Origin of the sequence: Aestuariirhabdus haliotis, assembly GCF_023509475.1 — a bacterium.
Lineage (GTDB): Bacteria > Pseudomonadota > Gammaproteobacteria > Pseudomonadales > Aestuariirhabdaceae > Aestuariirhabdus > Aestuariirhabdus haliotis.
In genome coordinates, this window is record NZ_JAKSDZ010000014.1 from 1 (window position 1) to 11547 (window position 11547).

Sequence of the window (11547 nt, forward strand, 5' to 3'; positions counted from 1 at the left end):
GTCTACACCTAGTGTTTGAATATTCATGATGATTCGCCTCTTGGGTTTCGTCACCTTCAGCCTAGTTTAGGGTGGGAGGCGAGTCATCTTATTAGACCTGACCCTGTTGGGTACAAAGAGATGGCGAATGCCTAATTAGCCCTTGCATTCCGTCAGATTATATTTCTTCCCCGGGGCCTGTGAGAAAGTAAATGAATACGGATGATTTATTGTGTCTAGATGGAAGCGGGGTTCGTTTAGATTTTGATGATATGTGCTCACTCCCCGACAGCAAAGTCCCGCGCGATCGAATTTCTGATTTAGAAGCTTTGAGCGTTAGTAACCAGCCTCTGCATATTGTTATCGATGCGTGTTGTTTGCTAGCTTCATGGGGGTATAGTGAATATGTTGGAAAGTTGAGAGAGTTTGCCGTTAGTCATGTTTCTGAAGGGGTGGGTGAAATTACCCCTCATAGAAATCGTGGTTATGATGTGACTTGTGAGAGAATATTAAGTGCTTTTATTTCATATTGGATTCGTTATGAAATGCGTTCTCCTCAGGAGGGGGAAGATGCTAGAAAGCTTATATTTTCTAGCGTTACAGAACTTGTTAGGTTGGCCAGTAAGGAACAGTTTGAGCTGTGTGAACTATATCAGCATGTTTTGGATTATAAGTGGGTTGAATATATCCCAGTCCTTAAAGAGCATTTTAAAGCGATTCTAAATAATGCATGTCAGCATGACTGGAAGGTCGTCGACGCAATTAACTTTTTAGATAAATATGATGCTGATTTTGTAAGTGAAGTGTTAAGTAAGCATAATAAATCACGATCAGATTATCCCTTAGATCGCTAGGCTGCTAGGAAATGAACTCTGGGGTCAGAACTTACACTTGACACACTCCCTTTGTTTCCCAGGGTTGTTCATAGCAAGCAGGTAAAAGAAAACTCTGGGGTTCCGAATTCAACTTCCAAGTGCACCACTTTTCAAGGCATAAAAAACTTCGCTTAGTGTTTGGTGATTTAGGCTCTTTCTGTGTCGATTGTTAAGGCAGTGGACTGCTTTTACAGCATCCTTTTCCTGGATTTCTCTGAAATCCATACCTTTCGAAAAGTGCTACCTTAACAATCCGTTTTTTTACTGCAGCCCCTGTCATCAATTACAATAGGTTTTCCCTCTATAGTCTGAAGAGCATAAAATTCCTCCCCAGGTATAACCTTCTACACCCTTTGCACGTATTTTGAACCAAGGGTACCCTGCCCATTGTTCACTCGTGATGCCTAAAATCACGACCGGCTGTCGCTCATTTAAAAAGCCTTTTTTGCGGGCATCCCGGCTAGGTTCGCTGCGCAAGATGCCACCCCAGGAAAAGCCCTCTACTCCGCCTTTTCCGGTTAAGTCTGTGACCGAATACAGTGGGATTTTTTTCAAGCTGAAGTCGATATTCAACAGGTTGGATTGGTAATCCAGCCCTGTCTGGTCGCCGGAGTAAAAGGTGGCCACATGTTGTCCCTTTGTCTGAACATCGATATAGATCCCTTGCTGTAATGTCTCGTATTGACCAATCACCTCGGCGACCTCATAGGTATAGTCTCCGATGAGAAATTCAAAGGTGTTTTTTGTGCCATCAGGGCTATGTTTCGTATTTGTTAAGATTTCTTTAGTGACGGTGGCAGCGATCTCCAGCTCTACTTTTTCGCGAGGGCCAAACCGGTAAGAGATTCTGGAAAAGGGGGCGTTAATCCGGTCGCTACAGATTGAAAGCAGCTTATTGGTTGGGGTCAGTAAAAATTTCCCTTCGACCTTTTTTTGCCATTTCATCCTGGCGTTTAAATAGGAGTACTCGCCTTCCAGACAATGGCTGTAAAAGGCTGGCTCGAATAGTGATTCTGGCGCGTTATCAAGGTATTCCCAGCGCTCTTTGGACCATTGGTCTTCTCCTGAAGAAACATAGATATGATCGTCATCATGAATGCTGAGTTTTACTCCTTTCCCCTCGAAGCTATACCCCCTGAAACGGCAGGGGGTAATACCATCTTTACAGAGCCGGTGCTCTGTCTTGCCGGACAGCTGTATGACTTCTCCGGTTTCCTTGTCGTAGCTTTGTGCAGAAATATGATCGCAGCTCACGTGCCCTTCCGGGCAATGCCGGTCGATTTTTACCACTCTCTTATCCGTGGCGTAGTAGGAACTTGCCAGCGAGAAAGGGGTGAGTCCTAGCAACAGCAAAAAGACGATGCCGTTTTTCATACGAATTTTCCTTCCATGATGTTATAAAAAAGGGGAGTCCATTTGGTTACAACCCTTTGATTGACCACAGGCTGTTGAGTATAGTTCCAGAGAACACCGCTAAGAGACGGGGCGTAACAGTTCGCATTGATCTGTTATTGCCATTGTGCGGTCTTAACCTGTAGATAAGCCGGATCGAAGCCTGGGTATTTATCCATTGACCGCAATCTTGGTCTTGTTCGTTTGCCCTTTAATGATTACTATGCTTGCCATTATCAACACTTATAAAAACCGCAGGTAAGGAAACTCTGTGTCTGTTGATTTATCCAGCCGGCAAAGCAGTGTTTGCAGTCGACGGTAGGTGCGTCTTTTTTGCCTATGTTATTTGAATTGTTACTGGTTATTGGTGGCTTTGTGGCTGGCATCCTCACGATGCTGTTGATCTCGAAACGGTTTCCCCATTGCGAGCTTTCAACCACGCATCAACCACTTGCCAAAGAGGCGAGTGAAGAGCTTGAACGAAACCGGCTGGCGAACTCCTTTGCCCGAATAGGCACCTGGGATTGGCATATCAAGTCGAATCGACTGCAATGGTCTGATGAAGTTTTCTCCATGTTTGGCTACGACGCCAGCACAACAACCCCCACCTATGAGCTCTTTCTCAATGCGGTTCATCCCGATGATGTTGCCAAGGTAAAGGAGCAAGAGAGAATTTGCATGGAGGGTAATAGCCCTCATGAGATTGAATACCGTATTGTGTGCCCCGATGGGACGGTAAAGTGGTTGTTTGAATCCGGTGATGTTCTGTGTAATGAGGCCGCCGAGCCGGAACGATTCACCGGGATCGTTAGGGATATAACCGCGAGTAAGGAGCGTCAGGAGCGCATTCGCGAGCTGGCCCATTACGACGCGCTGACCGGTTTGCCCAATCGGGAGCTGTTCCGAATTCGTATGCATGAGGCGATGCAGAGAGCCGAGCATAATGAGCATAGGGTTGCGCTGGTTTTTATGGATCTGAATAACTTTAAACCCATCAATGATCAAAATGGTCATATTGTCGGGGACAAGGTACTGCACGCTGTTGGGCAAAGGCTCAAGCATTCCATTCGCAGTATGGATACCATCGCCCGGGTTGGTGGGGACGAGTTTGTCGCGGTGCTGGAGGAGATAAAAACCGAACAGGATGTGGTGACGATTGTAGAGCATCTGCGCGATGTCTTTTTGCAGCCCATTACCATCGACCAGCAGCCGTATGATCTGGGCGTGAGTATCGGTATTGCGTTGTCCCCGGATCATTCATCCGACATCGATGAGTTGATTCATATCGCCGATATGGCCATGTACCGCGCCAAGCAATCGGGTACTAACAGTTATAGCATTGGTCAGGCACGGCAACCCCAGCCCGCATAAGCGTCACTTGCCTTGATCTGAGGATGGATGCGTTCGTGCACACTGCCTCACAAGGTGCCCCTTGAAGATTGCGATAAACGCTAGCGAGAACGGGCTGGCAAGAACTGGGGGGCCTCTGATTAATTCAGAATTGCCCTAATGAATTTCCTGAACCCTGGTCGTGGTGAATAGCGCCACCAGCTCGTCCCAGGGGATGGGTTTGGACAGGTAGTAACCCTGTACCAGTTGGCAGGCCTGGCGCTGTAAATACTGAAGTTGCTCTTCGGTCTCCACACCCTCGGCAACCACATGCAGGTGGTAAAGATCGGCCAGGGAGAGAATGATATCCACCATGGGTTGCTTGTTGGAGTTACTATCGCTCAGGCTAGCCACAAAAGAGCGGTCGATTTTGAGGCAATCGACCGGGTAACTGGCCAGCTGATTAAAGGCGGTATAGCCGGTACCAAAGTCGTCGAGTGCCAGGCTGACGCCCAGGGCCTTTAAGGCCCTTAAGGTATCGATACTTTCTTCGTCGTTATTGATCAGGCTGGTTTCGGTGATTTCAAGTTCCACTTTGCCCGGGTCAACGGCATGCTGATCCAGCAGCTTTTGTACCTGACTGGGAAAGGCCTTGTTATGAAGCTCTACGGCAGAGATATTGATGGCCATCTTGCCGCTGAAATCCAGGTGTTCCTGTAACCAGCGCAGTTTGCCCAGTGCTTCATCGATTACTCTTAGATCGATCTGTTTGATCAGCCCGGTGGATTCGGCAATGGGGATAAACTGGTCGGGGCCCAGTCCCTGTTCGGCCAGGGCCGGGCAGCGCAACAGCGCCTCGGCACTGACCGGCTGCAAGCTATTGGCATCGTAAATGGGCATAAACAGCATCTCGAAACTGCGCTCTGCCAGGGACTGAATAAGAATTTGCTCAATGTGCTGGCGTTCCTGCATGCGCTGGGCAATCTGCTGGTTAAAGAACTGGTACTGGTTTTTGCCCTGGTCCTTGGCCTGATACATCGCCGCATCGGCATGCACTAACAGCGCTTCGGCGTTATTACCATCGTCGGGCACCATGGCAATACCGATGGAGGCGTGAACATTGTGATAAATGCCGTTGACCTTGAAGCCATGTTCGAACAGATCCAGAACGCGCTGTGCCACCCGTTCGGCCGCCTGAGGGTCAGCCACGTCGGGTAGCAGTAAGGAAAACTCATCTCCTGCCAGCCGGGCCAGTTGATCATCACTTGCCGTAGCGGCAACATCGGTCGGCCGAATACAGGTTTGTAACTGCTTGGCGAACTCAAGCAATAACTGATCACCTGCCGCATGACCATATTGGTCATTCACCCGTTTAAAATTATCCAGATCAATAAACAGCAGGGCCATGGATTGCTTGTTGATAATGCTTTTACGCAGTTGGCGATCCAGTATTTTGTTAAAGCTTCGACGATTAGATAGGCCGGTCAGGTGGTCGTAAGAGGCCAGATGCTGAACATCTTTTAGCAGATTGAGATAAGCATTATTAAGCTCACCGAGTTCATCCTGATTGCCCTCGGGAATCATCTCGATGCTGTCGATATTCTGAGAGTGGTCAATTTTCTCAATGAGTCTATGAATCGGAGCGACGATCTGGCGGTTGATCAGTAACTTTAGGGTAGCGTAAGAAAACAATGTCAGTAATACGACCAGAATGCTGATGATTTGCCGGGTAAGAATGAGCTCCTGCACAATAAAGGAATTGGGAATCAGTAGCTCCAGATTAAACAGCGGGTTCACCACATAGAAGGTCATATCCCCATTGTTACTGGTGGTGTAGGAGGTGCCTAACTCGTGACTATTGGTCCTGGGATTGAAATCCAGATCGGGGGTAAAGCGCAGTAGTGATGATGTTCCCAGGAAATCAGCGGTGCGTTGTTGGATGCGCCCCAGGGTTTTTACATTGGCGATCAGCAGCGCGCTAAAATCGGCTTCGGCGTTCAGGCTAAGCTCGTTGATGTCCATGCTGTGTGCGGAAAAAGGCTTTAACAGGAAAAATTTTATATGACCGTCTGCTCCCTGAAAGAAGCCTTCCCGGGCGCGAGGAATACCCTCTCCGGAAGTCACTTCATTAAGGTAGTTTTGCAGCAGCTTGCCTGGAATCGGCGCAATGGCAGGCTCGGCAAAAGGGTCCCGGTCGCCGGCAGAGATCAGCAGTTGCCCTGTCTTGGACAGGATTTGTAGTGTCTCCAGACCCTTGCTGTTCTGTTTGGATTGCTCGAGCACCTTATAGATACGCTGCTCAAAGGTGAATGATTGGTACTCAGGGTCTTTCGCATTAACAAAATTGATCAGCTCTGCACTATTGAAAATCTGCGACAGGGCAGAGCGTACCGTACGGAGCTCAAGCTGTACTTCCCGTTCGGCAAAGGTGAGACCCCGTTGGGTTTGACGCACCAGATCGTCACGTAGCTGCAGGGCATAGGCTTCATAGGTAATCCACCCCGACAGGGTAAACACCGACAGGATAACCGGCATCAGGATATAGTTGACTCGTTGAGTCAGTTTCATAGCGTAGTTCTGGCCTAATCCAGGGCGTTCAGCATCCGAGCGCGCAGGCTTAACGCTTCGGGTGACAGCCGCTTGTAGACGACACTGCGATCCTGCACGTGCTGTGGAGGGAACAGGGAGTCATCGGTTTGATACTCCTCGCTGGCGAGTTTTTGAGCCGCACGATTGGGGGTAACGAACCAGATCGATTCAGCGTTTTGCGCGGCGATCTCGGGCCGCGCCAAAAAATTCAGCAAGGCCTGGGTTGCCGGATGAACGGCTTTGCCTTCTGGTGCTGTCAGGCATTCTACCCAGAGCAACGACCCCTCCTTGGGGATGATATAGGCCCAATCTTGTTGGCCGGTGGCCTCGCTGATGGATTCCAGATCGTCAGAAAAGCCCAGCATCAGGCTGATCTGATTATTCTCCTTTTTGCGAAGCGCATGGGAAAATCCGTACTCATCGGTTAGCAAGTGGGGCTGCTGGGCCTTAAGCAGCGCAAAGGCTTGTTTGAGATCGGCGGGGTCTTCCGAGAAGGGGTCCAGATTCAGGGCCAGCAGGGCGGTACCGGGAGCGTCCAGATTGTCCATATACATGGCAACTCGTCCCCGGTGCTCCGGTGTTACGTTGAATAGCTGTTGCCAGGAATCGATCGGGGTTTTGGCAACGGAGCGGCGATAGAGCAGCCCGGTCGTTCCCGTCGAATAGGGGGTGCCGTAGTCAGTGCAGGCGCTCAGGTAGCTTGGATCATACTGTTGGTCAAAAGCCTTGGTAATGCCGGACAGATCGGCCAGCAACCCCTGTTCGGAGAGAATTTGCAGACCGATACTTTCCATCATAATCAGGTCGAAGCTCTGCCCCCGGCCGCTGGCGATAACGGCGTCCCGCTGGCCTTCGTCGTCAAAATAGGTTTGCTTGACGGTATGACCGGTTTCCTCGGTAAAGGCTTCCAGCACTTCCGGCGCGAGGTACTCTTCCCAGATGTACAGTTCGACCTCATAGGCGCTGGTTGTGCAGGATAACAGGACAAAAAACAGGCCGGCGAAGGGTTGCAAGGGTTTCATGGGGTGAATACCTCGGACTATCTGGAAGGCACCGGGTAATTGTGCCGGTGGAATTAAAGCAGACCCCGTATGATTGATGCCGGGCGTGTGACCTCTTGTTTGAACTAAGCATAGCAGGCTGCAATGTGTCGGCAGCATCATAGCGGAAGTAAAAATCGGTACTCCTGTCTCAAATCAATTGTTCGATCATAAAATGACCGGCTGGTGAGCAGTGTATTAGCTGCTATCTCAGGTAACCGTGCAGGAGCAAGGAGAGAGCCGACGGTTATGGAGCAGAGGACACGTCAGGGTGATTCCCTGAGAGCAATCCTGAATAGCCACTCTTGCCGGAAGTATGACAGCTTGCCTTTGCCTGTAATAAATTCGCCATCAAACCGTCAGCAAACTGACATGTATAGATAACCATAGTGTAACAGCCGGGCGGTTAAGCTGGATCCTAATCGATTTTGAGGTTAGGACCATGTCAGCGATAACAGTTTCCGGTTTGCAAAAGAGCTTCTCGGCTTCTCGGGTGCTTAGCGATATTTCCATCGAGGTGCAGCCAGGAGAAATGGTGGCACTGGTGGGGTCGTCGGGCTCCGGTAAATCGACTTTGATGCGCCACCTTTCGGGTTTGACGTTGGCGGATTCTGATAGTGACTCCCGGGTAGAAATGCTGGGCCAGAATGTTCAGCAAAGGGGGCGAGCCGCAACCGATATTCGTCAAACCCGAGCCCGGATCGGCACGATTTTTCAACAATTTAATCTGGTCAATCGCCTTAGTGTGCAAACCAATGTCTTGATTGGTGCGCTCAGTCGTGTGCCCGTCTGGCGCAGTTTAACGGGCTGGTTTACCCAGCAAGAAAAACGCCAGGCGCTCGAGGCTCTGGAGCAGGTTGGGCTGCGCGAGCATGCGCTAAAACGCGCGTCAGAATTGTCCGGCGGCCAACAACAGCGAGTTGCCATTGCCCGCGCCCTGATGCAGCAGGCGGAGGTGATTCTGGCCGACGAACCCATCGCGTCCCTCGATCCCGAATCCTCACGTCAGGTGATGGATACCTTGCAGCGTATTAACCGGGAACTGGGCATCACCGTGGTGGTGACTCTGCATCAGGTGGATTACGCGCAGAAATATTGCCGTCGCGCGATTGCCCTGCGCCGCGGCGAAATCTTCTTCGATGGTCCTATCGAAGGATTGGATAACCCTATGCTCGCTGAACTTTACGGCACCCGGTTATCGGAAAACGGCCCCTTCGACGCAGTCACCGAATGGCCACAAGCATCATCCCATCTTGGGTTAAATCCTGTCTGACGAATACCTTAACAATGGAGTGCATCATGAGTTTGAAACCCCTGTTTGCCAAGTTTGCTACGACGCTGTCTTTAACAGCCGCATTACTGGGCGCCAGTGCCATACAGGCACAAGAGATGAAGGTTATTAACTTTGGCATTATCTCTACCGAGTCGTCGCAAAACCTGAAAACCGTTTGGCAGCCCTTTCTGGACGATATGTCCAGTCAGTTAAATGCCAGGGTGAAGCCGTTTTTTGCCTCGGATTATGCAGGCATTATTCAGGCCATGCGTTTCGATAAAGTGGATGTCGCCTGGTACGGTAACAAGTCCGCCATGGAAGCGGTGGATCGTGCCGGTGGCGAAATTTTTGCCCAAACTGTCGACGTCTCGGGTAACCCGGGGTACTGGAGTGTTTTGATCACTTCCGCCGACAACGACAAGATCAATAGCGTCGACGATGTTCTGGCGCAGGCGGATCAGCTGGCCTTTGGTAACGGTGATCCAAACTCCACTTCCGGTTTCCTGGTGCCGAGCTATTACGTGTTTGCCAAAAATGGTGTCGAAGCCAAGAAGATTTTCAAGCGCACCACCAACTCGAGCCACGAAGCCAATTACCTGGCGGTTGCCAATGGCCAGGTCGATGTGGCGACCAACAATACCGAGAACCTGGCGCGTATTAAGGTCACCCATCCGGATAAGTTCGACAAGGTTAAAGTGGTCTGGAAATCTCCCCTGATTCCATCGGATCCGATCGTGTGGCGTAAGAATTTGCCAGAAGAAAGCAAAACAAAAATCTATCAGTTCTTTATGAACTATGGCGCCAAAGGTGATGCGAAAGAGCTGGCCGTACTGGAGGCCCTGCAATGGGCGCCTTTCAAGCCGTCCAGCGATGACCAGCTGTTGCCGATTCGCCAGCTGTCTTTGTTCAAGCAGAAGGCAAAACTGGAAGCCGACAGCAAGGTTTCTGCCAGCGAAAAAACAACCCGCTTGAAAGAGATCGACGCCCAGCTTTCCATGCTGAACCGTCGCATGAATGCGTTGCAAGCCGCCGTCAGCAACTAGGGCAGTGTGAGTTCCGGCAGCTCAGGCTGCCGGTTTTATTGGGATGAGATAGTGAAATGATGAATTCAATTGCAAGCAATCCACCGCTGGAGCGCAAGCCGTTTAACTGGTTTGCTTCCCTGGGCTGGGTGGTTTTGTTTCTGCTGCTGGGCTGGGGCTGGGAAGCGGCGGAGATCAGCCCGCTGTTGTTGATTACCGAAAGCGGCAATATGGCCGAGTTTGCCGCGGATTTTTTTCCACCCGATTTTAAGGATATCGGGTATTACCTCGATGAGATGGTGATTACATTGCACATTGCCCTGTGGGGAACTGTGCTGGCGATCATTTTATCCATTCCCTTTGGTATCTTAAGTTCCGAAAACCTGATGCCGGCCTGGGTTTACCAGCCGGTACGCCGGTTGATGGATACGTCCAGGGCGATCAACGAAATGGTGTTCGCGATGCTGTTTGTGGTTGCCGTTGGCCTAGGTCCCTTTGCCGGGGTGATGGCGCTCTTTATTCATACCACAGGCGTGTTGGCAAAGCTGTTTTCCGAAGCGGTTGAGGCGATCGATCCGAGGCCGGTGGAGGGGGTACGCGCGACGGGCGCCAATATGCTTGAAGAGATTCTCTACGGGGTTATTCCCCAGGTATTGCCGCTCTGGATCTCCTACTCATTGTATCGCTTCGAATCCAATGTTCGCTCGGCCACGGTGGTCGGTATGGTCGGGGCGGGGGGGATTGGTGTCATCCTTTGGGAAAGCATCCGGGGTTTCCAGTTTCAGCAAACCTGTGCCGTGATGATCGTGATTATTGTTTGCGTCACCCTGACCGACCTGCTGTCACAGCGGCTGCGTAAAGCCTTTATCTAACGTTCAATGTGTCAGGAATAAAAGAAACCGATGGCCCTGTATCGCAAGATCGCGTTTCAGTTACGCGATGAAATTTTCAGCCAGTACAACGCAGGAGAGCTGTTGCCTCCCGAGGGGCGCTTGGCCGATCGATTTCAGGTCAATCGGCATACCGTTCGTCGTGCGATTGATGAGCTGGTGCACGATGGCATTGTGCGGCGTTATCAGGGCCTGGGTTGTCGAGTAGTGCAGACCCCAATCGATTATGCCCTGCACGACAAAGCGGCCTTTTCTCATAATCTCAATTGCATCGGTCTGGACCTGGAAACCGAAGTTCTGGATTGCGGCGTTACTGCTATCCCCGAGCCCCTGGCGAGTCAGCTGGATGTGAGTGCAACAGCGCCGGTTTTCCAGTTGCATACCCGACGCCTGATCGAGGGTGAGCCGGTATGTCTGATTCGTCATTACCTGTTTGGTTTATCGGCGCAGAAACTGGAGCGTTTTAGTGGCGGCTCATTGCATGAATTTTTGCGTCAGCAATTTCATCTGGAATTGAGGCGAGGCACCACTCGGTTGCGTGCCCGCATGCCGACGTTGGAAGAGTGCACACAACTGATGATCGGCCGTGGAGTGCCTGTAATGGAAGTACATACCCAAAATCGTTGTCGACAGAGTGCGGACCTGCGTGAATATTCCATCGCTCGCAGCCGCAGTGATCTTTTTGAGTACAGTGTGGAACCTAAACATGAGTAAGACTAATCAACAGCGCCAAAATTGGATGTCGGTGCTGGCCAAAGCACCGACCGAATCTTTAATGGCATTAAGCGAGCCGGTGATGAACGATGCCAGTTTTGAAGTGATTCGCCAGCCGGAAATCGGTTTGACCCAGATACGTGCCCGTATGGGGGGGGAAGGCAATCCGTTTAATCTGGGCGACATGACCATGACCCGCTGTGTGGTGAGATCGAACATGAATACCCTTGGCTACGGTTATATTTCGGGCCGTAAAAAATCCCATGCATTAAGGGCTGCTCAGATGGATGCCTTGTTGCAATCCTCGGAATTCGAAAGCCTGTTGCTAGAGCGGGTTATTGAACCGTTACAGCGACAGATTCAGCAACAAGAGTTGGTGCAAAAGCGCGAAGTCGATGCGACTCGGGTCGACTTTTTTACCCTGGTGCGAGGAGAGGATTAAGC

General features: G+C 50.7%; 10 protein-coding genes. 7 read left to right on the top strand and 3 right to left on the bottom strand.

Annotated elements, in window-relative coordinates:
* Positions 1-191: 191 nt before the first annotated feature.
* Positions 192-833 carry a hypothetical protein gene (locus MIB40_RS10150; RefSeq protein WP_249693665.1) on the top strand — a complete coding sequence of 214 codons (642 nt, stop codon included), beginning with the start codon at positions 192-194 and terminating at the stop codon, positions 831-833.
* 300 nt (positions 834-1133) lie between these two features.
* On the opposite strand, the gene MIB40_RS10155 is transcribed toward MIB40_RS10150, so the two are convergent.
* On the bottom strand, positions 1134-2228 hold the full coding sequence (locus MIB40_RS10155; protein ID WP_249693667.1) for an SH3 domain-containing protein: 1095 nt from the start codon (positions 2226-2228) through the stop codon (positions 1134-1136).
* A gap of 357 nt (positions 2229-2585) precedes the next feature.
* Between MIB40_RS10155 and MIB40_RS10160 the strand changes: the two genes are divergently transcribed.
* A complete protein-coding gene (locus MIB40_RS10160) occupies positions 2586-3617 on the top strand; it encodes a sensor domain-containing diguanylate cyclase (RefSeq protein ID WP_249693796.1) in 1032 nt (343 codons plus the stop codon).
* A gap of 135 nt (positions 3618-3752) precedes the next feature.
* Here the strand turns inward: MIB40_RS10160 and MIB40_RS10165 are convergent, their stop codons facing one another.
* Both MIB40_RS10165 and MIB40_RS10170 read right to left on the bottom strand, forming a co-directional pair.
* Entirely contained in the window at positions 3753-6143 is a 2391-nt protein-coding gene (locus tag MIB40_RS10165) for a putative bifunctional diguanylate cyclase/phosphodiesterase (RefSeq protein WP_249693678.1), read from the bottom strand.
* Positions 6144-6157: 14 nt separating this feature from the next.
* Complete coding sequence (locus MIB40_RS10170; protein ID WP_249693679.1) at positions 6158-7186, bottom strand: polyamine ABC transporter substrate-binding protein; 1029 nt, start codon at positions 7184-7186, stop codon at positions 6158-6160.
* Between the two features lie 460 nt (positions 7187-7646).
* Here MIB40_RS10170 and phnC point away from each other — a divergent pair, with 460 nt between their 5' ends.
* The 5 genes from phnC to phnG are packed head-to-tail and all read left to right on the top strand — an operon-like array spanning position 7647 to position 11545.
* A complete protein-coding gene (gene phnC / locus MIB40_RS10175) occupies positions 7647-8477 on the top strand; it encodes a phosphonate ABC transporter ATP-binding protein (RefSeq protein WP_249693680.1) in 831 nt (276 codons plus the stop codon).
* 26 nt (positions 8478-8503) lie between these two features.
* Positions 8504-9520 (top strand): phosphonate ABC transporter substrate-binding protein, encoded by a 1017-nt coding sequence (gene phnD, locus MIB40_RS10180; RefSeq protein WP_249693681.1) that lies wholly within the window; start codon positions 8504-8506, stop codon positions 9518-9520.
* A 56-nt stretch (positions 9521-9576) separates the two neighbouring features.
* Positions 9577-10371, top strand: coding sequence for a phosphonate ABC transporter, permease protein PhnE (gene phnE, locus MIB40_RS10185; protein WP_249693682.1), 795 nt, complete (start codon positions 9577-9579; stop codon positions 10369-10371).
* Positions 10372-10401: 30 nt separating this feature from the next.
* Positions 10402-11103 carry a phosphonate metabolism transcriptional regulator PhnF gene (phnF, locus tag MIB40_RS10190; RefSeq protein WP_249693683.1) on the top strand — a complete coding sequence of 234 codons (702 nt, stop codon included), beginning with the start codon at positions 10402-10404 and terminating at the stop codon, positions 11101-11103.
* Complete coding sequence (gene phnG, locus MIB40_RS10195) at positions 11096-11545, top strand: phosphonate C-P lyase system protein PhnG (protein WP_249693684.1); 450 nt, start codon at positions 11096-11098, stop codon at positions 11543-11545. The genes phnF and phnG overlap by 8 nt, the downstream gene beginning before the upstream one ends.
* Positions 11546-11547: the final 2 nt, after the last annotated feature.

Coding starts and splice junctions, on each gene's coding strand:
- MIB40_RS10150 (WP_249693665.1), top strand. CDS start 192: ATGAATACGGATGATTTATTGTGTCTAGATGGAAGCGGGGTTCGTTTA.
- MIB40_RS10155 (WP_249693667.1), bottom strand. CDS start 2,228: ATGAAAAACGGCATCGTCTTTTTGCTGTTGCTAGGACTCACCCCTTTC.
- MIB40_RS10160 (WP_249693796.1), top strand. CDS start 2,586: ATGTTATTTGAATTGTTACTGGTTATTGGTGGCTTTGTGGCTGGCATC.
- MIB40_RS10165 (WP_249693678.1), bottom strand. CDS start 6,143: ATGAAACTGACTCAACGAGTCAACTATATCCTGATGCCGGTTATCCTG.
- MIB40_RS10170 (WP_249693679.1), bottom strand. CDS start 7,186: ATGAAACCCTTGCAACCCTTCGCCGGCCTGTTTTTTGTCCTGTTATCC.
- phnC (WP_249693680.1), top strand. CDS start 7,647: ATGTCAGCGATAACAGTTTCCGGTTTGCAAAAGAGCTTCTCGGCTTCT.
- phnD (WP_249693681.1), top strand. CDS start 8,504: ATGAGTTTGAAACCCCTGTTTGCCAAGTTTGCTACGACGCTGTCTTTA.
- phnE (WP_249693682.1), top strand. CDS start 9,577: ATGATGAATTCAATTGCAAGCAATCCACCGCTGGAGCGCAAGCCGTTT.
- phnF (WP_249693683.1), top strand. CDS start 10,402: ATGGCCCTGTATCGCAAGATCGCGTTTCAGTTACGCGATGAAATTTTC.
- phnG (WP_249693684.1), top strand. CDS start 11,096: ATGAGTAAGACTAATCAACAGCGCCAAAATTGGATGTCGGTGCTGGCC.